The organism is Flavilitoribacter nigricans DSM 23189 = NBRC 102662 (genome assembly GCF_002646595.1).
GTDB classification, from domain to species: Bacteria; Bacteroidota; Bacteroidia; order Chitinophagales; family Saprospiraceae; genus Flavilitoribacter; species Flavilitoribacter nigricans.
This window is the reverse complement of record NZ_PDUD01000023.1, coordinates 105,808-129,628: the sequence shown is the minus strand read 5'-3', so window position 1 is coordinate 129,628 and position 23,821 is coordinate 105,808. Positions and strand designations below refer to the sequence as shown.

The window sequence follows — 23,821 nt, the reverse complement described above, 5'->3', positions numbered from 1 at the left end:
CTGCCGTTTTGCTTACTCGGTTGAGCCCGTAGTGTCGGTTGGCTCTGCCATACCGATAGAGTCGATCGGAGCCGTTAGTGAATCGATCGGTAGCGTTAGAGAATCGATCGGTGCTTCGATCACGTCCTCTGCTTCCATAGTGGCTGCGTTCTCTTCCTGGAAAGGATCATCGTCAGTACCGCGTACGGAATCGTACAGCGGGCTTTGTCCTCTCGCCCAGGCCGCATATTCCGCTTCCTCTACGATGCGTACGGCGCGGCGCATACTGAAGTGACCTTTACCACACAATTCGGCGCAAGCCAGTTCGTACCCGAAAGTCTCCCAGAGCATCTTCTCCGGATCGTTCGGATCGGGCACCTGGTATTCCGCCACTGTTGACAACTGCTCCCGGTATTCTTCCGTCGTTTTGGTCGGCTTGAATACGAAGTAGGTCGGCAGGCCGGGTATTGCGTCCATCTTCACGCGGAAGTGCGGCAGATAGAAGTTGTGCAGTACGTCCTTGGCGGTGATCCGTACCCGTACCCAACGGTTTTTCGGCAGTACGATCTCATTGGTCATGAAATCGTCGTGGTTCTTCTCGTCGGACCAGTCCTGCCCCAGCGGGTTGGTACCGGTGATCATGCGGAAATTCTTGGTTCCCAGCAGACCGTCTGCACCCGGATAACGAATATCCCAGGCAAACTGATAACCGGTAGCTTCAATCTCCAGGAACTCGCTCTTATCTTCGGTGGTCGGTATCAGTACCGCCTGAGCGTCTTCCGGGATATCGGCCATTACTTCGTTCCAGGCATCCAGACCGCCAACTACCAGGAAGGTCATTACTACGGCCGGGATGATCGTCCAGATCACCTCCAGTTTGTTATCGTGCGGCATGTACAAGGACGCCCGCCCTTTCTCAGCGCGATATTTCCACGCGAAGTAGAACAGAGCGATCTGCGTAATGATGAATACGATACCGGTGAAGAACAAAGTGGTATTGAACAGGGAGTCCAGACTGCCTCCGTGCTCAGAAGCAGATTCGTGCGGTCCGTAACCCAACATATAATTCCGGTAGTATAGTGCACTGACCACCGTGAAGATCAGAAAAGCGACCATGAAAACCATCAAATAGCCGGACTGACGGCGATTTGTGCCTTCTTCAACTTCCTCTTCTCCCCGGATCTTAGCCGCCAACTCGGTTACTTTACCAATTTGAACGACAACGATGCCGATCAAGAGTACGCAAAGTATAGCTAGAATAGCAGTCATTATTGATTATTTATAATTTCTTGTAATTGCTTTCAAAATTAATTGAAACCCCTTCTTTACTGATTAAAATCACCGGGTGTTTCTAATTATTTAGAATAAGTCTAAATAAGCTTTATACGTGGTGGTGCAGACTCTCTTCGATATAAGGATCGTTGGACGGAGTCAGCGGCGCTTTTTCCAGTCTGGAAAGGGCAAACCAAAGGAAACCACCCAGGAATCCGAGCATCGTCCCGACCTCCAGCAGTCCGGGGATCGTAAAGCCGGCCGTGAACCCACCGTGGTGAGCTGCATCGGCAGCCGCTTCGGCACCGTGCGCCAGCGCTTCGTGCGTCGTGTGCAATACACCGGGTTTGATCATCAGGAAGAAATCCCACCAGTGACCAAAGAAACAGATGACGGAAGCGAATACCAGTGTACCGAATTTCCGCTTCGTATCGTTGCGCATCAGTACCAGGAACGGCGTTGCGAAGTTCAGCAACAGGTTGCCGAAGAACAACACGCGGTATTCATCCAGGCGGGTACGGAAGTAGATGGTCTCTTCACCGTTGTTTCCGTACCAGATCAGCATATACTGAGAGAACCACAGATAAGTCCAGAAAACACTGAAGGCAAACATGTATTTACCCAGGTCATGCAGGTGCTCATCCGTAACGTTCTGATAATATCCTCTTGATTTCAGGAAGATCAGGGTCATGATCGTCAGGGCCATAGCGGCTACGAACCAGCTCGCCGTGGCGTACCACGCAAACAGCGTACTGTACCAGTGCGCATCCACGGACATCACCCACTGCCAGATCAGAGCGGCACTGGTGAAACCGGCGATAGGCAGGAAAGCGGCAGACCAGCGACGAATGCGACGGTGGAAAGCGTAATCCGTAGTTCCGTGCAGATCCTCCTCTACGGAAATACTTCTCAGTTTATTCGCAAAGAAGATCCAGGTACCCATGATGATGATCGTACCGAAAGTATACCAGTACTTGTTCAGGAAGCCTGATTTACCCAACATGATCCGGTCCGTGGCCACATCGGCCTCGTTCGTCCAGTGGTACAGGTGGTGGAAATGGCCCCAGATACCGGCAATGATCACTAAAAACAGCACCAAGCCGGGGATTAGGAAGAAAGCATAAGCTTCCCAGATCCGCTTGAAAACGGTATGCCATCCGGCGTAGGCTGTAGTAAATGCAGCCAGCACGAAGAGGGAAACAAAAGCAATACCGGTAAAGAATACCGTATTGTGCAGATAGTTACTCCAAAAGCGAGAATGCAATTCATCATCGTAGAATAGAAAAGTCAAACCTAGGCACAGGACCCCGAGAATGACGGCTCCTATTAAAACGCTTTTGTGTCTGGCTTCCAGCGTAAATTGATTCATTGATGCTGTTTATTTAGTGAGCGCAAACGCGCCGAATCTTATTCTTAAATGCATTATTTTCCCGGGTTCAGGGGGCTGCCTCCAGATCGGGGCCACTCCCACCCGTTATTCTCTTGATTAATGACCACCGCTGTGGTCCTCGGTACCACCGTGGTCTTCGGTACCTTCTTCCGTTCCACCTTCACCGGGAGCCTCCATCTCGTCGGACATCGGTCCTTCGGCGATCATGCTCTCTTCACTGCCGGCGGGTGTACCGTAGGCAGCGTTGAAGCTGTTGGTGGTCTGGTCGTAAGCGGCACCGGCCTCTTTGGCCTGCAGCGAACGAATGTAGTGGATCACCTGCCATCTTTCTTCGTAGGACAGTTTGTCGGAGTAGCTACCCATTACGTTCAGACCGTAAACGATAGCGTGGTAGAAACGACCGTTGGAAGAATTGGAAAAATCCTCGTTGATTAGGTTGGCCGGCTGCGCAGGATAGACCGCGTTCGGGTTATCGTCGCTCACCAGGTAGCCCATACCGTTACCCGCCGTACCGTGGCAGATCGCACAGTACAGGTCATATAGTTCTTTACCCTGCTCCAGACCTCTGGTCGTGATCGGGAAGGGATTTTCAATGATCTCTGCTTTGGCACGCTCGCGGTCTTCGGGAGTATCCGCGTAGTAGTAAGGTACACTACCGTTGAGGGGAATGGAGATCGCATTAGCCGTGCTTTGGCCGTGCAGGTTTTCCATTACCGCGTTCTGAGCCGTACCGTTCTGGGCAAAGTAAACGCCGGCGTAACCGCGGGGAACGGTGCCTTTCACCGGAGTAAGGAACGTACGCGTGATATCTCTCTTGGGGAAAGTACTCGCCAGGTCCCAGGTATTGTAGTAGTAATCACTCAGGACGTTGGCCTCGTAAGTCACCGCGTGGCCCATATCCGGCATGTATTCGTGCCCGGTGAAATCACCCTCGGCCGGTGAACAGGCGTGAAGTAGGAAAATTGCCGCAACAGCTATGAAATATATTCTAATGTGCTTCATCACTTATTTTTTATCGGTTTGAACGGAAGACCTGATATTCGATCATCGACCGGCTACCATTGACCGTCTGCCGCCTACCGGAAAATTTTTATATCGTTTTGCTGTTCACCTCCGAAGCGCCGGTGCTGGAGAAGAAGCCTTTCAGTTTATCCAACACATCGGAAGAAGCTCCATTGGTATTGAATGCGATGCAAAATTTATCGTCGGTGATCCGATCGTCCAGGGTCGCATTGGTCACGCCCGGCGCCATACCGCAGATGGTATAGAAAGTCACTACCATTCCCACGGAAGCCATCAATACCGTTACCTCAAAAGTGATGGGAATGAAAGCAGGCGCAGAGAAATAAGGCTTACCACCAAAAATGATGGGCCAGTCCCGGGTGAATACCCAGGTCATGAACAAGAAAGCGGTTAGCGTACCGATAGCTCCGTAAATGAAGCCGGCAATGTGCAAACGGCTCTCTTCCAGACCCAGAATGGGGTCCAAACCGTGTACCGGGAAAGGCGTAAAGACATCCATGATCTCCAGATGATCTTCCTTGGCCTTTTTTACTGCCTCCAACAGAATTTCTTCGTCGTCGTACAGACCGTAAAGCACTTCCGTATTTGCTGCACTCATTATTTCGAGTTGATTTTATTTTTAAACCTAAATTGTTTGCGGCCACCCGGGGCCTCCCCTATTCCTTCTAACCTCCGGCGTACCGCCTTAGTGATCCGTACTTTGTCCGGTTTCCGGATCATCGATATCTACCGTACCACCGGCCGGAATGTCTTTCTTATGTCCTACGTGGTGACCGTGGCCGTGGGCATTCGGTCCGGTATACTGATCGCCGGCGCTTTTCAGGATCGCCTTGATCTCCGCTACCGCAACTACCGGTGCAACCCGGGTAAAGATGAGGTACAGCGTGAAGAACAGACCGAGGGTACCGACGAACAGACCGATCTCCACCCAGGTCGGCGTGTAGTAACTCCAGCTGGAAGGCAGGTAGTCACGGGCCAGTGTGGTGGCGATGATCACGAAGCGTTCGAACCACATACCGATGTTCACGAAGATGGACATCACGAAGGTGACGAAGATGCTGCGACGGAACTTCTTCCACCAGAAGATCTGTGGAGACAGTACGTTACAACTCATCATGCCCACGTAGCTCCACCAGTACGGACCGAGTACCCGGTTGTAGAAGGCAAATTGCTCGTAGATATATCCGGAATACCAGGCGATGAACAGCTCCGTAAGGTAAGCAACCCCTACGATGGTACCCGTCAGCAGGATCACCTTGTTCATACTCTCGATATGACCGATGGTGATGTATTGTTCGAGTTTCAGGATCTTCCGGGTGATCAGCATCAGGGTCTGCACCATGGCAAATCCGGAGAAGATCGCCCCCGCAACGAAGTACGGCGGGAAGATCGTGGTGTGCCATCCGGGAATTACCGAAGTGGCGAAGTCAAAAGATACGATGGTGTGTACGGAAAGTACCAGTGGTGTGGCCAGACCGGCGAGGATCAGCGAAAGGCTCTCCCAACGTTGCCAGTGCTTTGCGGAACCCGTCCAACCGAAAGAAACGAAGTTATAGATCTTACGACGCAGGCCTTTGGCGCGGTCGCGTACTGTAGCGAAATCCGGTACCAGACCCGTATACCAGAACAACAGGGATACGGTAAAGTAGGTAGAGATCGCGAATACGTCCCAGAGCAGCGGTGAGTTGAAGTTTACCCACAACGGACCGCGGGTGTTCGGGTACGGGAAGATAAAGAAGCCCAACCAGAGACGTCCCATGTGGATCAGTGGGAACTGGCCGGCGCACATTACCGCAAAGATGGTCATGGCCTCCGCTGCCCGGTTTACCCCGGTCCGCCATTTCTGACGGAAAAGCAGCAGGATCGCCGAGATCAACGTTCCCGCGTGACCGATACCAACCCACCAAACGAAGTTGGTAATGTCCCATCCCCAACCGATCGTCCGGTTAAGGTCCCAGGAACCGATACCGACCCAGACCGTCCAGGCTACGCAGAATACGTAGAAAGCCAAACCGGTAACCGCGATGATAAACGCGATCACCCAGGCTGTCGAGGGCGTCTTCTCGGTAGGTGATACAATATCCTCCGTGATCTGGTGGTAAGATTTACCACCCTGGATCAAGGGTTCACGTATGGGAGATACTACAGCACTCATATGTTGAATTTTTCGAGTGTTAGAGTCTGAAAGTCTACTGGTTTTTAATGCCGCTCAACTTTCTCTCCAACTTCTTACTTTTATTTTTCATTCAATTGCCGTGTCCGGGCCTAAATTGCGGGTTACTTCCAACCTCAACACCCGAACACCTTAACACATTTCTACTTCTAAGCCAGCTCTTCGCTGCTGTTCACTACTTTGGCAGAGTAGAATACGCTCGGACGCGTGTTGATCTCCTGCAGCACTTCGTAGTTCAGCGGGTGGGCCATCTTCTTAGCCAGGCTACCCTGCTTGTTGTTCTGGTCACCGAAAGTGATCGCTCCGGTCGGGCAGGCCGTTTGGCAGGCGGTTTTCACGTCGCTGTCGCGCAGCGCTCTTTCTTCCCGCTTGGCCGTCAGTTTACCCTCCTGGATCCGCTGTACGCAGAAGCTACACTTCTCGATCACCCCGCGGGAACGAACCGTTACGTCCGGGTTCAGTACCATCCGGGTCAGGTTGTCCGCGCCGAATGGCAGCTCTTCTCCGTTCACCAGCGGTTCGTTGGAAGAGAACAGGTCGGCAGTAGTGTAATCCAGCCAGTTGAAACGACGTACTTTGTAAGGACAGTTGTTAGCGCAGTAACGCGTACCGATACAGCGGTTGTAGGTCATCTGGTTCAGACCTTCCGCACTGTGGTTGGTGGCCGCTACCGGACAAACATTCTCACAGGGAGCGTTATCACAGTGCTGGCACATCATCGGCTGGTAAACAACGTTCGGGTTTTCGTAATCCCCGAAGAAGTAACGGTCGATGCGCAACCAGGTCATTTCGTGGTGGCGGTGTACTTCGTGTTTACCCACTACCGGTACGTTGTTCTCGGCGATACAGGCTACCTGACAGGCACCACAACCGATACAGGCGTTGAGATCAACGTGCATCCCCCAGTGGTGACCCTGGCTATAATATTTTTCGTTGTATTCGTCGTAAGGATAAAGCGTCGCGCTATTGAGGTGCTCGGCCTCTTCCTGGAATTCGTGCATGTGCTCTACCAGTTCGTCCAGCTCGCTGAGTGAACCCTGGAAGATAATGGAACGATTGGTCAGTCCGCCCTGGAAACCGCCGCCCAGTGTCATGATGGCTTTTTCGTCCACGTTCAACGGCTTGCCGGTCTCTTCGTCTACGATCACTTCGCCGTTCTCGTCTTTAGCCGTTACCCCCATCGTGTGGTGGTACTGCACACAGGCGAACTCCATCTCTTTCTCTACCCGGTCGGAAACCTCCACACCCGTAGCGTAGTACTGGGTGTTACCGTCGGCATCAATGCTCATCCAGGGGAAAACGTTGATCCCCACTTCCTCACCGAGGGCACGGCCCATTCTGCCGGTCTTGGAGCGACCGTAGCCGAGTGCCAGTGCGAAGGTGCCGTCCAGCTGACCGAACTGGCGGATACAGGTGGCCGTCTGGCTGGTACCGTTGATGCTTACCTCTGCACGGTCGGCTTCGCTGTACATTTCGTTCTCGTTCAGGCCTTTGTAAGAGCTGAAGCTGTTGCCTCCGTCCCATTTTACCGGGATCGCCAGATAGTTGCCCCATACACAGCGGGTGATCGGGTCCGGCATTTCCATCAGCCAGGGGTTGTTGGCGTATTGCCCCGCTCCCATGTTGACGGTTTCGAAGAAGTTGATCTCCATGGCTTCGCCGGCAGCCGGCTGGCGTACTTTGCCGGCAGCAGCGTTCACATCCCCGGCGAAAGCGGCGGATGCTACGGCAACCGGAGTAGCAACGCTGGTGCTGTCGGTAGCAACAGGTGCAGGAGCTGATCCGCCGGTTTCAAACACACCGTCGTGCAGCGCACTGTCCCAGAAAGCCTGGAAAGTAGAGAAGTTATTCTGGCGGCTGAACATGGTTTGTTCCCAGTTAGCCTTCAGGTATTCCATCATCGGCTGCTCGGCCTCTTTGTCCAGTTGGTCACTGTTGGCCCAGGTCAGCAGCGATTCTTCCGTTTGGCGGGTACCCGGGCGACCCAGCGCCGCAAAGATCGGCGTGATGGTCGGCTGGATCAGGCTGTAGCTACCGCTTTTGGGTTCTACATCGCCCCAGCTCTCCAGGTAGTGGTGAGTAGGTGTGGCGTACTGACACAGGGCAGAGGTCTCATTGGGCACGCCCGCAAAGCTCACACTCAGGTCTACATTAGCCATACCGGCCACAAATTCGGCCGCGTTCGGAATATCGTAAGCCGGGTTGGCACCGTCCATCACGAAGATGGCGTCAATGCTGCCGGCGTTCAGGTCTTTGATCAGTTGTTGCAGTGCGGCATCATCGCCCTGGCGTTGCATGGAAGGCTTGCTCAGGTCGATCGTGCTGCCGTAGTTGCCCAGCATATCGTTGATCGCGTTGATCAGGATCTGCTCGCCCTGGTTGTTGCTGCCGGAAACTACCAGTGAGTTTCCGCGCTGGCTCCACAGCTCTTCGGCCACGCTTTCGAGTTTGCTGGCCGCAGCTCCGCTCAGTGAAGCAGCTCCGCGTACCGTGCTGCGACCGGCTTTTCCGGCCAGTGCATTGTACAGCGTTACGATGGCGGCACCCTGCTCGGAGGGTTTTACCATGATCCGGTGGTCGGCGTTGGAACCGGTTAGGCTCATACCGCTTTCTACCTGGATGTGGCGGGACATATCGCGTTGTCCGTCGGTCAGTTTACGACCGGTAACGTACTGCGCAGCGTATTCGATCGGAGAGATCCAGGTACCGAGGAAGTCCGCCTCGAAACCAACGATCACTTTTGCTTTATCGAAGTGGTAAGCCGGTACTACCCGGGCGCCGAAAGAAGCCTCATTGGCCTGCAGCAGCGCAGAGCTGGATACCGGATCGTACATTACAACCTGCGTATTGGGGAAGGCAGCTTTGAAATCCGCGATGGCTTTTTTCGTAGTTGGGCTCATGATCGTATTGGCTACGATCCGGATCTGGGAAGACGCGTTCAGGGAACGGCCGATCTCAGCATCGATCTCCGTCCAGCTGGCCGCAGCTTCACCCAGTTTGCCCTCGGTGATCCGGTAAGGACCATCCAGACGGCTCGTATCATAAAGACTCAGTACGCTGGCCTGGGCCCGGGCGCTGGTACCGCCCATGGTCACCTTGGAAAGGCTGTTGCCTTCTACCTTGATGGGACGACCCTCGCGGGTTTTCACCAAAACGGGGCAGTAATCACCACCCTGTACGAAAGTAGAGGCAAAGTAGGTAGCTACACCGGGTACGATAGAATCCGGTTTTACTACGTAGGGAATTGCCTTTTTCACCGGGATCTCACAGCCGGCAGCGATCGTAGCTGCACCGACACCGAAACCCAGGTATTTCAGAAAGTCACGGCGACTTCCTTCTACTTTCAGACTGGCGGCAGTCTGTTCAGCTACGGGTAATTGAAAAAATTCGTCTTGAACCTGTTTACGGTAGGCTTCGTCATTCTTCAGTTGATCGACTCCTACCCAAATATTTTGCTGATCTTTCATCTTTATGATTTCGAGACAACTTTATAGGATACTCGGAAAGCCGGGGAAATCCCCGGCCATCCTAGATTATCTTTAAATTAATAGTGACATTTCTGACATTCCAGACCTCCGATGTCTTCCACGGTAACTTTGTCGCGGGTTCCGCCCTGCAACTGTTCGTGGTACGTCTCGTAAGACTTGTAGTAGTCATTATCCTGGAACTGGACTTCCGTCTGGCGGTGACAGTTCACACACCATCCCATGGACAGCGGAGAATACTGGTACACTTCTTCCATTTCTTCGATCGGACCGTGGCAGGTCTGACATTCCAGTTTTCCGACAGAAACGTGCTGGGAGTGATTGAAGTAAACGTGATCCGGAAGGTTGTGGATCCGTACCCATTCGATCGGTCCCTGGATCTTGTCGTCTCCGGTTTCTTTATTGGTCAGTGCGGCAACGATGCCTTCCCACTGTTCTTCCACCACACTTTCGATGCGGTCCGGATTGAAGTCCTCGCTCTGAGCGTAGGAATCAGCGATCCATTTGCTGTAGATCTCTTTTACTTCCTCCGTGCTCAGTTGGTCGTAATTCGCGATCAGCGAGTCATTGATCGGATCGTAACCGATGGAAGCGAAGATCTTGGTCAGTTCGGCCGTACCGTAAGTAGAACCCTTTTCGATCGCCTTATGGCAGTTCATACAGGTATTCGCGGCCGGAATGACGGAGTGCTTACTACGGCGGGCACCGTCGTGGCAATACTGGCAGTCGATCTGTTGCAGACCGGCGTGCAGTTCGTGGGAGAACTTGATCGGTTGCTCCGGCTGATAGCCTTGCTGGCGGCCCAGCTTAATGGCGTTGTTTACCGTCGTATAACCTCCAAGTACTACCAGCGCGAAGATCACAAAAGCGATCACCCCTTTACTGGTCAGGATCTGTACCAGGGTGCGGCGGCTGGCGGGAGCAGCACCCTCGCGAACCTGCACCATATAACTTAGGTTGGAGATAATGCGCGCCAGTACCAGCGCCAGAATCCCCAGGATAACGGCCAGCAGAATATACAGGCCGGTATTATCGGTCTCTTTGGCAACCGCAGTAGTTACGTCACCGGCACCGGCCGGTTTTGGCGGATAAACTCCAGTGTAGACACCATCAACGTAAGCCAGGATGTTACCGATCTCCTGATCCGTCAGGTTTGGGAAAGCCGTCATAACGGTCGGTTTCCATTCGTTCCAAACTTCAACGGCACGGGGGTTTCCGGCGGCGATCATTGCCTGGGAATTCCGGATCCATGCGTACAGATCGGCCTGGTTTGGCCAACGGCTTTCGACGCCACCCAGAGCAGGACCGGTCAGCGGGTCCTTCATGTTCCGGTTGTGACACTGAGCACATTGAGCGGTAAACAAGGTTTTGCCAGCACCCAGATCAGGAGCTCCGGCGGCAGCTTCCTGTGGGGCAGCCGTTTCTTCCTGCGGGGCTTCAGACGCGTCTTGCGCGTGGAGTGTGATGGCACCAGCCAGAAAAGCAAGTAGTAAGAATGTCCGGCTAATCAGCGGTTTATATATCATGTCAGCGGTTAAATTTTGGTACATTTTGGCTGATTTTCAGCCCTTAGGCCAAATCTTGCGCAAAGATAAAGTTCGTAATGCGTTTATAACAGGATTTTGACAAAGGAGACTTTTATTTAGATTCCTTCTAAATAAGGGAAGGTAATCTTAGTTTTCTCATCCCAGGATCAGGCAGGATGTTTGGTGGTTTTTGGGAGCAGTGCTCCTTTTTGAGTTATCGGGCGCAAATTTAATGATTGCCCTGACATTTTTATGACAATGGTCAATTTTTTCTGCTATTTAGAATATCTCTACCCAAATCAATCCTGCGATTTTTTGCTGCTTAGATAGTGTGAAGACCACACTATCAGATTGTTGCAGTATTTTCAGCATTAGATCATCTCCACATCAAATCATCTCGGCATCAGATCATCAAATCATCAAACCGCCACCGGTGCCCGGATACCCGGGTAGGGATCGTAATCCAGCAACTCAAAATCTTCGTACCGAAACCCGAAAATATCCTTTACTTCCGGATTGATCCGGAGCCGGGGCAATGGCCGGGGTTCCCGGCTCATTTGCAGTTTCGTCTGTTCCAGATGATTCAGATAGAGGTGTGCATCGCCGAAAGTGTGCACGAAATCCCCCGGCTGTAAATCACAGACCTGAGCGATCATCATCGTCAGTAAGGCGTAGGAGGCAATATTGAACGGCACCCCCAGAAATACATCGGCGGAGCGTTGGTACAACTGACAGGACAAACGCCCTTCGGCTACATAAAACTGGAACAGGGTATGGCAGGGCGGCAATCCGGCCTTGGCCATGATGGGTATATCCGGCGGATTCCAGGCCGAAACGATCAAACGACGCGAATCGGGCTTCTGCCGGATATCTTCGACTACCTGGGCGATCTGATCAACCCCTTCAAAATCCCGCCATTGCTTCCCGTAGACCGGCCCCAGTTCTCCCCAGCGGGCGGCGAAATCGGCATCCTCTTTTATATTTTGGATGAAGACCTTCTTTTGCTCCTTCCAGGCCTCGCTGTACTTGGGATACTGCTCCGCCAGATCATTTTGCACCAGCCAGTTCTGATACGGCCACTCGTTCCAGATCCCCACGCCGTTTTGTACCAGATAGCGAATATTGGTATCCCCCTGGAGGAACCAGAGCAATTCGTGCAGGATGGATTTAAAATGGACCTTCTTCGTTGTCAGTAACGGGAAACCTTTTTCCAGATCGCAGCGCAACTGGTAACCAAAAACACTGATAGTGCCCGTACCGGTACGGTCGCTTTTGGTGACGCCCTGATCCAGGATATGTTGTAAAAGGTCAAGATAAGCTCGCAATGGAATCGGATTTATTTGAAGCAAAGCTACAAAACAAGCGGGAAGTAGCGTAATCTGAACGGCTGCTTCGCTACCGGAGTTTTTTCCGCCCGTTTCCTCCCAACCGTTTATCCCCGGGAAGCCGTCTCTGCTAATTGGGATCTCGGGACCGGCAGAGGCCCCGCTATTTCCCAGGCATTCCATAAAACAAGAAAAACACATGCAAAAAAACGCTATTTACTTCGTGTTCCTCATCACACTGTTCTGCTCCTGCTCCAAGGATACAAGTACCACCGATGGTTTTTCGGAAGCAACCAAAGATATCCTGCTGGCCTGCCGGGCCAATCCCCTGCAAGACGCGGATACCATCCGGCAGCAACTGATTGGCAACTGGAAGCTGATCGGCTACGCCTGCAGCGGTTGTGCCGGCTACGGCCCCACCACGGCGAACATCACCTTCACTGCGGACGGCGGTCAGTTTAATTACAAAAGTGAATTTGAAGAGGTCAATTTTAATTTCGACTGGCAGGTAGAAGAAAACACGGCTTTTGGCGGGGAGTTTCTCCTGAAGACCGAACCCACCCACTTTGCCCTGACCATGTCCAACTTCTGCGCGGGCTACATGTCCCACGATACCCGGGCGGGCTCCGGCACCCTGCATATTTACGAAAAACAGTGATCGGTATAGCGCTACACGACCTCCCGGATACTCAGCAGGTACTCCGTCGGTGACTGGTCCTGTATCTGCCGGAATACCCGGTTGAAAGAACTGACATTTTTGAAGCCGCACTGAAAAGCGATTTCCGAGATCTGCCGGTCGGGCTGATCCGTCAGCAAACGACAGGCCTCCCGGACCCGGATCTCGTTCAGGAAACGAATAAAGGTTTTTCCGGTCCGCTTTTTGAAAAAACGGCAGAAAGAGCCGGGCGCCATATGCACCTGCCCGGCAATTTCCTCCAGCGTGATGGTCCGGTCGTAATGGGTCATCGCAAACTGTAAGACGGTATTCACCCGCAGCCCCTCCTGATCCGACACCAGGGGCACCGTGGAGGCACCGATCAGTTCCAGTCCGGAACGGCGCACCAGCCCCTGCATCAATTCGATAAACAAGGGCAATCTCAATTCTGCCGGTCGGTGCTCGATGGCCTCCAGACACTCCCCTACCTCCCGCCGGAGATCCTGTTTCACCAAGAAGGCACCTTCCATTTGTTGCAAAAACTGAGCGATCTGATGGAGTTCCGGCAACGCCCAGAGTGGATTGTCCTTTTTAAAAAAGAGAGAAAAGGCTTCAATACCGTCTTCCTGCAGATCATTTTTGAAGAGGTGGGGCAGATTGGCCGAAAACAAAAAAATATCTCCCGGGCTGAAATCGTGCAGGTGCTCCCCGACCAGCAGGGCTCCGGCTCCCTTCTGTATCCAGCTCAGCTGCACTTCCTCGTGGCGGTGCAGATGCGGATAGAAGCGGGTATCTACTTCCCGTTTAACGATGACGGTCTGATCCTGACGTACGGGAATGGTGAAGGCGATGATTTTCATTTTGTAATGGTCGATGGTGGACGGTGGATGGTAGAGGGTCGATGGTGGAAGGCTTTGGTTTTTGTCAACTGTGCGCGCCTAACATAGGTTGACACAAAACGAGTGTACATTCCACTCGCTTGATGAATAAAAATTAGGTTATTTTCTTAAATAACTCCACCGGTCTTTGACATAGCGGAATTTGTTGAATAAACTGTTCAAAACTGAGCGGGCTTTTGCCCTTAAGGCTTCGATGTGGTTTCATCTGGTTATACAATTTAATGAACTGTGGCATCCGTTTTTCGAGTTGACAAACCGAGTTGACACCCCAGGGGATGAGATATTGATTTTTTGCGGTACTGTGAAATCGCTCCACATGAGGATTTTCGTAAACACACTCAGCCATTGAGGAGACGATCTGGTATTGACGAAGTAGTTTCAGGAAGCCTTTATCATAGTATTGGCCACCACCATCAGAATGAAAGATCAGTTGCTGATCAAAATTATGCTTCCCTCTGGTTTTTAGAGCCATTTTCAAAGCTTTCATGGTGGTTTGCTCGGTTTCCAGGGTTTGAGATAGCGCATATCCCAGGCAACGCCGGGAATAGAGATCCAGAATAAAAGTGAGATAGGCCCATCCGTCCAAGAGTCGGTAATAGGTCAGATCACTAATCCAGACTCGGTTGATATCGTTAATTTTCAGCCCTTCGGTTAAATTAGGGAACCTGAAGGCACCACTGTAGGTGGTAATATGAAAAACACGGATCGGTTCTATGCCTAAACCGTTGGTAATCAGTATCGATTCAAACTTGTCTCTCCCCAAATGCTCGATCAGTTGTTGATCACTTTTATGGCCACTCATCAGTTGATAGATGGGCCTGGCTCCCATTCGGGGATGGAATTGGCGATAATGCTTCACCCGTTCAATAATGGGATCCACTTGCTGTTCTTGCCACTGAAGGCGTCGACGATGTTGATGGAAGCCCTGACGGCTGATCCCCACAACCTGATAGAGTGATTGCATACTCATTTGGTGTTGGGATCGGTGTGTGAAAAACCATTCGAGGACTTCCAGTCGGAGTTTTTTTCCAGCTCAATATTATATCGTTGTTCAGCCGTGGCTAACAACTTCTCATAATAACTGAGCTGAACCTGCTGACGGCCAATAAATTGTTCTAATTCTTTGACTTTTTGTTCTAAAGCCAGGCGTTTTTGCGTCTCGCTTTTTTCCTCAACTACCTTGGTAATGCTTTTTTGGTAGTGAGGCGAATATTTCTTAATCCATTTATAGACTGCCGATTTGGTAACGCCATACACCCGACAAATTTCGCTGACACTTGTCTGACCTTCATCATATTCTTTCACGCGGGATCGACGAAAATCTTCGCTGAAGTAGCGTCGTTCCCGAAGGTAAGATCGAGTTTTCTTTGACTTTTTCATGTGCCTGAATTTAAGGTTTTTTGAGTGCATGTACACTCGTTTTTTTGTCAACCTATTTCAGGCGCGCACAAACCGTCAACCGTCAACCGTCAACCGTCAACCGTCAACCGTCAACCGTCAACCGTCAACCGTCAACCGTCAACTAAATTACCCTAAAATAACAAGTTCTCCAAGCATCCACCCCTATTTGAGTTAAAATTCGTAAAGGATCGGTGAATTATGGCGTTGGAAGCGGTAGGATCTGCGGTTAACTTTGTCAAAAAAATCAAAGCATCATGAAAGTACAATGGAATGGCGTATATCCGGCTCTGACCACCAAGTTCACGGCCGATGATCAACTGGATCTCGATCTTTTTGCCCACAACCTCGAAGCGCAGCTTAGCGGCGGCGTAGAAGGGATCATCCTCGGCGGTACGCTCGGGGAGAGCAGCGTTCTAGAGGTAGACGAAAAGGAACGACTGGTAAAATTTGCGATCGAGCAGGTTGCCGGCCGGGTACCGGTGGTGCTTAACATCGCCGAAGGCTCCACCCGGGAGGCCCTGAAACAGGCCGAGCTCGGAGAAAAATGGGGTGCCGACGGACTGATGATCCTGCCACCCATGCGCTATAAGAGTGACCACCGCGAAACCGTGACCTATTTCAAAACGGTGGCCAACAGTACCAGCCTGCCCATGATGATCTACAATAACCCGGTGGATTATAAGATCCTCGTCACCCTGGATATGTTCGAAGAACTGACCGAATGCGACAACATCCAGGCCATCAAGGAATCTACCCGGGACGTTTCCAACGTTACCCGCCTGATCAATCGTTTCGGTGATCGTTATAAGATCCTCTGCGGGGTGGATACCCTGGCCATGGAGGAACTCTGCCTCGGCGCCCACGGCTGGGTAGCCGGACTGGTGTGCGCCTTCCCCGCCGAAACGGTAGCGGTTTATAAGCTGGTGAAAGCCGGCCGCCTGGAAGAAGCCCGTCAGCTGTACCGCTGGTTCCTGCCGCTGCTGGAACTGGATATCCATCCGAAACTGGTACAATATATCAAACTGGCCGAAGCAGAAGTAGGGATCGGTTCCGAGCAGGTCCGCCCGCCACGGTTGCCGCTGATCGGTGCGGAAAGAGAACGCGTACTCGGCACCATCCGGGAAGGCCTGGCCAATCGGCCGGAATTACCCGAGCTGGATGCAGTAGCGGCTCACTAAGAACTAAGGGAAGGGATGTCCGGTCGCCAAAAGAGTCCCAAAAGCCGGACATCCTACCTTCCCAATTTCCGAAACTCCAAAAGTCCCGGGATAGCCATCCATTAGGGCAACGGCCGGACCGGATCATGCAAGCTGCCGGCTTTTATTTTACTTTATACCAGCATTCTTGTAAATTCGTGGCCTCAGATGCCGGTCCGATTTTATCAGGCCCGATTTTCCGGTAGGTTCCGCTTTTTTGTGCCCTCTTCTATGCAGGATGCTGAAAACGCTCATGGCTGCCGGATATTTGGTCCCGGATAAATGGATACGAAACATTAATTCAGACCGCTTCTCAAAACGAAATCCACCGAAAAAGTCTCCAAAATGACCCAAGACATTCATGCCGTTATGCAGCGGGCCAAAGCAGCTGCAAATATCTACCGCCAGGCCGAACCGGAAGCCATCGCCAAATTTCTGGAAACCATTGCGGATGAGATCGAAGCCATTGGTCCCGATCTGATCACGACCGCCATGGCGGAATCCAACCTGCCGGAAGGTCGCCTTACCGGCGAACGCGGCCGTACCTGCGGCCAGTTGCGCCTGTTCGCTCAGTACGTACGCGGGGGCAGCTGGGCCGATGCCGTGATTGATACGGCCATGCCCGAACGCCAACCTTTTCCCCGGGCCGATATCCGGCGTATGACGCGTCCGCTGGGCCCGATCGTAGTATTCGGAGCGAGTAACTTCCCGCTGGCCTTTTCCACGGCGGGCGGCGATACCGCTTCGGCCCTGGCTGCCGGTTGCCCGGTGGTGATCAAAGGTCACCCGGCCCATCCCAAGACTTCCGAACTGGTTTTCGGCGCGATGGAAAAAGCAGCCAAAGCCTGTGATATGCCGGATGGCGTAGTCCAGCACGTGGGCGGTAGTGCCTTCTCCATCGGACAGGCCCTGGTACAGGATCCTATCACGCAGGGAGTTGGATTTACCGGTTCTTTCACCGGTGGTCAGGCCCTGGTGAAATACGCGCAGGAAAGAGAACAGCCGATCCCGGTTTTTGCGGAGATGGGCAGCGTCAATCCGGTACTTTTCCTTCCGGATACCCTGACGCAGAATGGTGCCCAACTGGCGGCCCAGTACGCCGGATCGATCACCCTGGGAGTAGGCCAGTTCTGTACGAACCCGGGCTTAATGCTGGCCATCGAAGGCGCCGAACTCGACACCTTCGTAGAAGCGCTGGGTGCCGAGCTTTCCCAGAAAGCAGCCGACAAAATGCTGCACGAAGGCATCCACAGTAATTATCAGAAAAAATTGGGTGATATCTTGCAGGAAAAGGGGGTCACTACCGTCCACGAGCCGGTAGAAGATGTCGCCGTCCTGGAAGCGCCACCGGCGCTCGCCACCGTACAGGCCGCCGATTTCCTGGAAAATCCAAAACTGCACGAAGAGATATTCGGTCCCTTCGCCCTGCTGGTAAAATGTGAAGATATCGACCAGTTGCTGGCCGTATGGAAAGCGGTTGGCGGTCAGTTGACCACGACCATTATGGGCACCGCCAAAGACCTGGATGATTACGACCAGCTCCTGCCGGTAGCCGAAGAGATCGCCGGCCGGGTGATCTTCAACGGTGTACCTACGGGTGTGGAAGTCGGGCACGCCATGATCCACGGTGGACCCTGGCCCGCAACGACTGACAGCCGGTATACCTCGGTGGGCACCAGTGCGATCCGGCGCTGGCTGCGTCCGGTCTGTTATCAGGATTGCCCGGATCATCTGCTGCCGGCAGCACTGCGCAACGGCAATCCGCTGGGCCTGTGGCGTAAGGTAAACGGAGAATGGACCAAGCGGGGCTGGTAGGGGTTACCCGCTGATAATTCGCTCGTCTTAACCAACGAGCTATTGGTAATAGCATACAGATAACGAAATATGGCAAAGCGCAAAGTACTCAACCGCTGGGAGATCATTATGCTGGTGGTTATCGGCCTGATCCTGCTGACGGTGCTCCTGCGGAATCTCGGCGTTAAGGTGATCAACACCACGGAAGAGACCGAAATGATCCACCATACGCGGAATTGATCCGGCGGTATTCAAAATGATAAAAGGGATCAGCGATTGCGTAAGCGGGAAACCCAATTCCCCGGCAATGGCTGATCCCTTTCTGTTTCTACCGCTTAAAAGCTTCTGATGTCGTATTTAAAGCTCAGCATTACGTATTGCTGCAGCACATTGGTCTGGACATCTTCCAGATAGGTTTCCGTTACGTTTCGCACCAGACTGTTGTTCTGATCCAGCAGGTCAAATACGGACAAGCTGATCTCTCCCCGATCACCTTTCAATACTTTTTTACCGATACTCATGTTCCACAGCAGATAGTTCTGGGCGAACTCATCGCTGAGGCCATCGTAGAACTGGTGGTTCAGGTCCGTACGAAAGACGAATCCGCTACCCAGTACCCAGTCGAATTTCAGCCGGGTATCCTGGTTGAAATAGTTGGTCTGTACGCCCGGAGACAGGGAGTTGGTAACCGTATTGTAATTGCTCCGGCTGGATACGGTGAAATCCACCTTATCGCTGATGTTACTGCTCAGGGTAAGGCCGATACCGGCGGTCTTTTTATCAGTAGTGTTCAGTTCGTTGCTGACCATGCCCGGGGTTTGGCTCAGATTGGCCATCAGGTCCACGTTCAGGTTCGATCCCAGAAAACCGATCGGGAATCCATAGGTCATAAAGGACCGGATGTTCCACTGGCCGTCCAGGTTGACCGGCATCGTCAGGCGGGCTCCCGCCGCTACATCCATGTCCGCAAATAATGGATCCTCATCATTCGCCAAAAGCGTACTGCCGGCAATATAGTTATTGGTAAAATCCGCCCCGAGCATCGCAAAGAATACCGAAGAATTCTCTGTACTGGTTTTGGAATACCTGGCATTAAACCGGTGCTGATACGCCGGTGTCAGTTCCGGATTACCGATCGACAATTGCAGTGGATTGCTGTTGTCCAGTACGTTTTGTAGCTGGCTGACCGTCGGGAAATTCGTAGACGTCCGGTAGGACAGGTTCAGATTGGCCGAAGATGAGATCTTGTAGCGCAAATTTGCCATCGGCAGTACCGTCACATAGTTCTGGTTGTAAACACCCGCTTCCGGCAGGATCTGCTCGTTGCTCAGTTCGGCCCACTGCAGGTTGGTGCGAGCCATCAGGCTCAGATCGCCCGATCTCCAGTTGAGCCCCACCCCGGCCTGTTGGGTGACATAATCATTGGAGAAGGTATTGCTCAGTTCGTCGTTCAGGAGATCATAATCCTGCGAAGCTTCATCCAGATCGTAAGTTTCCGTATTACTTTCCTGCTGCTGGTAGCTGGCGCGGTAGTTCAGGAGCAGCATGCTTTTTTCGCCCAGCGGCTCGGTATACTGTACATCCGCCGAAGCATTCCAGGTGCGCTGATCGAGGGTGGCGTACTGGTCGAGCCAGCTGTATGCCCCGGCCGCGTCGCTGTACAGGCTTTCGGAGAGCAAAGAGCGATCCCCGATCTTGGGCGCCCAACCCGTATTCAGCCGAACGGACAGCGTACGGCGGGGCTGATCAAATTTGTATTTCCAGGTCAGGTCATTACTCAGGTTGAGAGCCGAAAGATCGGTTTGCAGTTCGTTGTTGGTTTGTGTCAACCAGTCGGAACCCGACAGCGTCTGGGCAAAAACGGACTGGCTACCGGTATTTCCCTGCCAGGCGGCTTTGGCATTCCAGCTTAGCGAACTTCGCTCACTGATATCGTGATCCAGTTTCAGATTGAAGCGGTGGTTGGTGTTGATCCCCCGGGTCAGGCTCTGTTCGTTGTAAAAAGAACTCGTGGTATCCGCACCGAAGAATTCCTGGTTCAGCAACTGGTTACTGGTGTTGTCGGCCCGATTGTAGAAATAACTGGCCGTAACGGAGAGATCCGTTCCCCACTGGTCCGAAAAGTTGATCCCCAGTGCATCCGACTGAGTGATCCCGCCCTGCTGGCTTACCAGAAAATCACTGGTACCGCCGGGACCACCCGGGCCGCCACCACCGGGCCGTCCGCGTCCGCCGGTACGGCCGCCAGAATCACCCACCACCCCCAGCAGATCTTCCGTACTGAAATTCTGCTGGTTGATATTATTGGACAAACCCATGATGGTGATCCGCTGATCCCCGTTGAAAATATTGACGTTCCCGCCTACTTTGTATACCCCTTCGGTACCGTAACCGCCGTAGAGCGATCCGAAGACGCCCGTTTGCATATTCGGTTTGGTGACGATGTTGATCGTTTTGGAAGTTTCGCCGTCCGCAAAGCCGGTAAGTTTGGCCTGCTCACTCTGCTCATCGAAGATCTCCACTTTCTCGATCACTTCCGCCGGCAGGTTCCGCAAGGCCGCGGTGGGGTCGTCGCCAAAGAACGGCTTGCCGTCTACCAGTACTTTTTTCACGTCTTCGCCCTGGGCCTGGATCGTACCACCACTCATGACCACGGTCGGCATCTTTTGAATGAGATCCTCCGCACTGGCGTCCGGCAGGGTTTTATACGCGGCGGCATTGTAGGCGGTGGTATCGCCGTACTGTTGCACCGGCAGAACCTTGCCGATCACTTCAACTTCCGTCAGCGCGACGCCCTGTTGGAGCGTAAGATTGCCCAGTGGCACCGTGCCGTCGGTCACTTCGATCGGTTGGGTCAGGTCCTGATACCCGATGTAGGTGATGTGCAGGGTGTAATTTCCGGGTTCGGCTTCCAGTTGGAAACTGCCGTCCAGATCGGTGACCGTTGCTTTTAGCTGGCCGGAAGTCGCGTCATTGAGGGATACGTGGGCGCCGATCAGGGCAAGCCCGTCCGTAGCATCGGTAGCCATGCCGGTGATCGGGAAGGTCTGGCCGAAGCCCGTTATCGTGGTCAGGAGCGCTGCGAGCAGCAGCAGATAGTTTTTCATTGTTTAAGGAGTTTATAGATTGAGCTGGAACCTCCCGGTCTGCCAGGCGTGGAAAATGTTATTCGATCAGGTTGGCCGGCGACGGGCAGCGGCTGTTTGTGGTAGCTACCCGTTCGCCGTCCGGCTAGCGCCGGGTACCGGTTCTGGTTTTAGATTCGGCGGGGTGCTTTTCTCCCGTTGCCTTCTGGCGCATTTGCTTACCTTTCTCAGCGTAGACCTTTTCGTACGCTTCGTACTGCTTTTTGGAAAGTACGGCCTTCATTTTATCGGTCTTTTCCCGATGGAGCTGAGCCATGGTTTCCCGGCTGGCGGGACGGCCATCTTCCTTGGCGGTGCGCGCCTGCTCCATTTTTTTGGCGAAGTCCTGATTGATCTTTTTCACCTTATCCGCCTGCTTTTGGGAGAGATCCAGCTTTTCAACCAACTGGGTGGTTTCTTTTTCCGGATCCAGGCGCGGACGCTCTGCGGCTTTTCTGCTTTGTGCGCTGACGGATAAGCCCATCATTAAAAATAGGGTGGCCGCCAGGATTACTTTTTTAGTCGATTTCATAACTTTAGTTTTTTAAAAGTTTGGTGATTGTTTTTTGAATATGACTGCAAGATGCAGGGCTCGGCGGGGGCTGACAAAGAAATTCAACCTGGAGGATCATCTTATCGAGGACTAGCCGGATTTGATCAATTTCCCGGATCTGGGTTCCAAAAACACGGTCATTGAGCCGATCCCGGTCTTGATTGACAGAAAAGGCGTGTTCATTGATCAGTTTTTAAAATCAGGGAAAAGCTTAGGAGATTCGTAGTATGATTAAAATGGAAAGACATCATCTGTTGTGGCAGTTACTGCTGTGGACGTTCGCCTGGCTGGTCATCTCCTTCTTCCTGACCGACGGGATGGAGAACTTTTCCCGCTTCGTCAATATCGCGACGGCCAGTGCGATCGGTATCCCCCTGATCGTCACCATCAACCTGGGGGTACTGCTACCCCGGCTTTACTTTCGTAAAAAATACCTCTTCTTTATTCTGGCCGCTGTCGCCATTCTGATCGGCATCACCTACCTGATCCACGGAGATATCTGGCCCTGGTCGGACTGGCTGCGCAATCCCACGGAAGAAGATCGGCCCCGTATAGAAAGGCCCGACCGGAGAAATTCTTTCAATGGTTTCCGCTGGATGGCGCTGATGATGCCTTTTCTGATCGCATTTCTGGGGAGTACGCTGATCGAGATCGCCCGCTTTGCCAACCGGCAGGAGAAACAGGCGATACGCTCGGACAAGGAGAAACTGGAAACCGAACTGAAATTCCTCAAATCCCAGGTGAATCCCCATTTCCTGTTCAATGCACTGAATAACATCTACAGTCTGAGCGTAGTCGAATCCCCCCAGACCCCGGAAAGCATTATGCAGCTTTCGGAGATCCTGCGGTATATGGTCTACGATGCCGACGCCGACCGGGTACCATTGAAAAATGAGATCCTGTATATTCAGAATTATGTGAGCCTGAAACAACTGAAGGACAGTCGCGGCATGGACATCCGCCTCGATCTGGAATCTCCCGCGGGAGATCTGATGATCGCTCCGCTACTGTTCATACCCTTCGTGGAGAATGCATTCAAACACAGTAAGATCGAAGACCTGAACAGTGGTTATATTCACATTAGTCTGCGAACGGAAGGTCGCACAGTTGACTTTCGGGTCGAGAACAGTCTGCCCGCGAATGAATTCACCAAAGACCGAGTCGGCGGTGTCGGCCTGGAAAATACCGCCAAGCGACTGGCCCTACTCTATCCGGGCGATCGCCACCAACTGGAAATTGAAAAAGGCCGGGATCGCTTCTCGGTTCACCTAAGTTTAGCGTTATGAGCACCACCGTAAAATGCCTGATCGTAGATGATGAAGAACTGGCCCGGGCACTCCTGGACAACTACGTCAAACGAGTGCCCTATCTGGAAAATGTCGGTATGTGCGCCAATCCGCTGGAAGCCATGCAGGTGCTCCGTTCCCAAAAGGTTGACCTCATCTTCCTGGATATTCAGATGCCCGAGCTTACCGGTATCGAATTCCTGAAAACCCTGCCGGTAAAACCCCTGATCATTTTCACTACGGCCTATAAAGAATACGCCCTGGAAGGTTTTGAGCTCGATGTAGTGGATTATCTGCTGAAGCCGTTCCGCTTCGAGCGCTTTCTGCACGCGGTGAACAAGGCCGGTAAATTGCTGGAACCGGAAAGCCCGGAAACAGCCGCAGCGCCATCTCCCACCCGGGAAGCAAAGCCGGACGCCAAAGACTACCTGCTGGTAAAAGCGGATTTCAAAACTTACCGGATCTTCTACCGGGATATCCTCTACATCGAAAGCATGAAGGAATACGTTGCTTTTCACACCCCGACGGGCAAGACCCTATCGCTGGGATCGCTCAAAAGCCTGGAGCAGGAATTACCATCCGACCAGTTCATGCGCATCCACAAATCCTATATCGTGGCCAAAAAGCAGGTCAGCGCCCTGGAGGGCAACATGGTGCACATCGGGCAGGTAAAACTGCCCATCGGCAGCAGTTACCGGACTACCGTAATGGCCGAACTGTTTGAATAGGATCCGCCGCT

General features: G+C 52.7%; 19 protein-coding genes. 6 read left to right on the top strand and 13 right to left on the bottom strand.

The annotated features are described in order from the left end of the window. Positions 1-12: 12 nt before the first annotated feature. From CRP01_RS18395 to thyA, 8 genes are all read right to left on the bottom strand, one after another. Positions 13-1,248 (bottom strand): cytochrome c oxidase subunit II, encoded by a 1,236-nt coding sequence (locus CRP01_RS18395; RefSeq protein ID WP_099151553.1) that lies wholly within the window; start codon positions 1,246-1,248, stop codon positions 13-15. 112 nt (positions 1,249-1,360) lie between these two features. Further along, positions 1,361-2,620 carry a hypothetical protein gene (locus CRP01_RS18390; protein ID WP_099151552.1) on the bottom strand — a complete coding sequence of 420 codons (1,260 nt, stop codon included), beginning with the start codon at positions 2,618-2,620 and terminating at the stop codon, positions 1,361-1,363. A 117-nt stretch (positions 2,621-2,737) separates the two neighbouring features. Further along, a complete protein-coding gene (locus tag CRP01_RS18385; RefSeq protein WP_099151551.1) occupies positions 2,738-3,643 on the bottom strand; it encodes a c-type cytochrome in 906 nt (301 codons plus the stop codon). Between the two features lie 88 nt (positions 3,644-3,731). Then, positions 3,732-4,262 (bottom strand): DUF3341 domain-containing protein, encoded by a 531-nt coding sequence (locus CRP01_RS18380; protein WP_099151550.1) that lies wholly within the window; start codon positions 4,260-4,262, stop codon positions 3,732-3,734. Between the two features lie 87 nt (positions 4,263-4,349). Further along, complete coding sequence (gene nrfD / locus CRP01_RS18375; protein WP_099151549.1) at positions 4,350-5,819, bottom strand: NrfD/PsrC family molybdoenzyme membrane anchor subunit; 1,470 nt, start codon at positions 5,817-5,819, stop codon at positions 4,350-4,352. 167 nt (positions 5,820-5,986) lie between these two features. Then, positions 5,987-9,304, bottom strand: coding sequence for a TAT-variant-translocated molybdopterin oxidoreductase (locus CRP01_RS18370; protein ID WP_099151548.1), 3,318 nt, complete (start codon positions 9,302-9,304; stop codon positions 5,987-5,989). 77 nt (positions 9,305-9,381) lie between these two features. Next, a complete protein-coding gene (locus CRP01_RS18365; protein WP_099151701.1) occupies positions 9,382-10,848 on the bottom strand; it encodes a c-type cytochrome in 1,467 nt (488 codons plus the stop codon). A 419-nt stretch (positions 10,849-11,267) separates the two neighbouring features. Next, positions 11,268-12,173 (bottom strand): thymidylate synthase, encoded by a 906-nt coding sequence (gene thyA / locus CRP01_RS18360; RefSeq protein ID WP_099151700.1) that lies wholly within the window; start codon positions 12,171-12,173, stop codon positions 11,268-11,270. 199 nt (positions 12,174-12,372) lie between these two features. On the opposite strand from thyA, the gene CRP01_RS18355 reads away from it, so the two are divergent. After that, the gene (locus tag CRP01_RS18355) at positions 12,373-12,831 is read left to right on the top strand and encodes a hypothetical protein (RefSeq protein ID WP_099151547.1); all 459 of its coding nucleotides are present in this window, start codon (positions 12,373-12,375) and stop codon (positions 12,829-12,831) included. Positions 12,832-12,842: 11 nt separating this feature from the next. On the opposite strand, the gene CRP01_RS18350 is transcribed toward CRP01_RS18355, so the two are convergent. The 3 genes from CRP01_RS18350 to CRP01_RS18340 all read right to left on the bottom strand — a co-directional run bounded on the left by CRP01_RS18350 (position 12,843) and on the right by CRP01_RS18340 (position 15,107). Further along, positions 12,843-13,688 (bottom strand): AraC family transcriptional regulator, encoded by an 846-nt coding sequence (locus CRP01_RS18350; protein WP_099151546.1) that lies wholly within the window; start codon positions 13,686-13,688, stop codon positions 12,843-12,845. 133 nt (positions 13,689-13,821) lie between these two features. After that, entirely contained in the window at positions 13,822-14,691 is an 870-nt protein-coding gene (locus tag CRP01_RS18345; protein ID WP_170110436.1) for an IS3 family transposase, read from the bottom strand. Positions 14,692-14,693: 2 nt separating this feature from the next. After that, the gene (locus CRP01_RS18340) at positions 14,694-15,107 is read right to left on the bottom strand and encodes a transposase (RefSeq protein ID WP_170110435.1); all 414 of its coding nucleotides are present in this window, start codon (positions 15,105-15,107) and stop codon (positions 14,694-14,696) included. 275 nt (positions 15,108-15,382) lie between these two features. On the opposite strand from CRP01_RS18340, the gene CRP01_RS18330 reads away from it, so the two are divergent. From CRP01_RS18330 to CRP01_RS42345, 3 genes are all read left to right on the top strand, one after another. Further along, positions 15,383-16,306: a dihydrodipicolinate synthase family protein gene (locus tag CRP01_RS18330; protein ID WP_099151542.1), complete on the top strand. Its 924-nt coding sequence runs from the start codon at positions 15,383-15,385 to the stop codon at positions 16,304-16,306. A 363-nt stretch (positions 16,307-16,669) separates the two neighbouring features. Next, positions 16,670-18,139: an aldehyde dehydrogenase (NADP(+)) gene (locus tag CRP01_RS18325; RefSeq protein WP_099151541.1), complete on the top strand. Its 1,470-nt coding sequence runs from the start codon at positions 16,670-16,672 to the stop codon at positions 18,137-18,139. A 69-nt stretch (positions 18,140-18,208) separates the two neighbouring features. After that, a complete protein-coding gene (locus tag CRP01_RS42345) occupies positions 18,209-18,358 on the top strand; it encodes a hypothetical protein (RefSeq protein ID WP_170110434.1) in 150 nt (49 codons plus the stop codon). Positions 18,359-18,453: 95 nt separating this feature from the next. Here CRP01_RS42345 and CRP01_RS18320 read toward each other — a convergent pair whose 3' ends face one another. After that, complete coding sequence (locus CRP01_RS18320; RefSeq protein ID WP_099151540.1) at positions 18,454-21,225, bottom strand: outer membrane beta-barrel protein; 2,772 nt, start codon at positions 21,223-21,225, stop codon at positions 18,454-18,456. A gap of 124 nt (positions 21,226-21,349) precedes the next feature. Beyond that, positions 21,350-21,775, bottom strand: coding sequence for a hypothetical protein (locus tag CRP01_RS18315; RefSeq protein ID WP_099151539.1), 426 nt, complete (start codon positions 21,773-21,775; stop codon positions 21,350-21,352). A 257-nt stretch (positions 21,776-22,032) separates the two neighbouring features. Between CRP01_RS18315 and CRP01_RS18310 the strand changes: the two genes are divergently transcribed. Further along, entirely contained in the window at positions 22,033-23,082 is a 1,050-nt protein-coding gene (locus CRP01_RS18310) for a sensor histidine kinase (RefSeq protein WP_170110433.1), read from the top strand. Then, positions 23,079-23,810, top strand: coding sequence for a LytR/AlgR family response regulator transcription factor (locus CRP01_RS18305; RefSeq protein ID WP_099151537.1), 732 nt, complete (start codon positions 23,079-23,081; stop codon positions 23,808-23,810). Before CRP01_RS18310 ends, CRP01_RS18305 begins: the two co-directional genes overlap by 4 nt. Positions 23,811-23,821: the final 11 nt, after the last annotated feature.

Bases quoted from the DNA above. Each gene is read 5' to 3' on its own strand.
- CRP01_RS18355 (WP_099151547.1), top strand. From the start codon at position 12,373: ATGCAAAAAAACGCTATTTACTTCGTGTTCCTCATCACACTGTTCTGC.
- CRP01_RS18305 (WP_099151537.1), top strand. From the start codon at position 23,079: ATGAGCACCACCGTAAAATGCCTGATCGTAGATGATGAAGAACTGGCC.
- CRP01_RS18370 (WP_099151548.1), bottom strand. From the start codon at position 9,304: ATGAAAGATCAGCAAAATATTTGGGTAGGAGTCGATCAACTGAAGAAT.
- CRP01_RS18345 (WP_170110436.1), bottom strand. From the start codon at position 14,691: ATGCAATCACTCTATCAGGTTGTGGGGATCAGCCGTCAGGGCTTCCAT.
- CRP01_RS18380 (WP_099151550.1), bottom strand. From the start codon at position 4,262: ATGAGTGCAGCAAATACGGAAGTGCTTTACGGTCTGTACGACGACGAA.
- CRP01_RS18310 (WP_170110433.1), top strand. From the start codon at position 22,033: ATGGAAAGACATCATCTGTTGTGGCAGTTACTGCTGTGGACGTTCGCC.
- CRP01_RS18315 (WP_099151539.1), bottom strand. From the start codon at position 21,775: ATGAAATCGACTAAAAAAGTAATCCTGGCGGCCACCCTATTTTTAATG.
- CRP01_RS18340 (WP_170110435.1), bottom strand. From the start codon at position 15,107: ATGAAAAAGTCAAAGAAAACTCGATCTTACCTTCGGGAACGACGCTAC.
- CRP01_RS18395 (WP_099151553.1), bottom strand. From the start codon at position 1,248: ATGACTGCTATTCTAGCTATACTTTGCGTACTCTTGATCGGCATCGTT.
- CRP01_RS18325 (WP_099151541.1), top strand. From the start codon at position 16,670: ATGACCCAAGACATTCATGCCGTTATGCAGCGGGCCAAAGCAGCTGCA.
- CRP01_RS18350 (WP_099151546.1), bottom strand. From the start codon at position 13,688: ATGAAAATCATCGCCTTCACCATTCCCGTACGTCAGGATCAGACCGTC.
- CRP01_RS18330 (WP_099151542.1), top strand. From the start codon at position 15,383: ATGAAAGTACAATGGAATGGCGTATATCCGGCTCTGACCACCAAGTTC.
- nrfD (WP_099151549.1), bottom strand. From the start codon at position 5,819: ATGAGTGCTGTAGTATCTCCCATACGTGAACCCTTGATCCAGGGTGGT.
- CRP01_RS18385 (WP_099151551.1), bottom strand. From the start codon at position 3,643: ATGAAGCACATTAGAATATATTTCATAGCTGTTGCGGCAATTTTCCTA.
- CRP01_RS18390 (WP_099151552.1), bottom strand. From the start codon at position 2,620: ATGAATCAATTTACGCTGGAAGCCAGACACAAAAGCGTTTTAATAGGA.
- CRP01_RS18320 (WP_099151540.1), bottom strand. From the start codon at position 21,225: ATGAAAAACTATCTGCTGCTGCTCGCAGCGCTCCTGACCACGATAACG.
- CRP01_RS18365 (WP_099151701.1), bottom strand. From the start codon at position 10,848: ATGATATATAAACCGCTGATTAGCCGGACATTCTTACTACTTGCTTTT.
- CRP01_RS42345 (WP_170110434.1), top strand. From the start codon at position 18,209: ATGGCAAAGCGCAAAGTACTCAACCGCTGGGAGATCATTATGCTGGTG.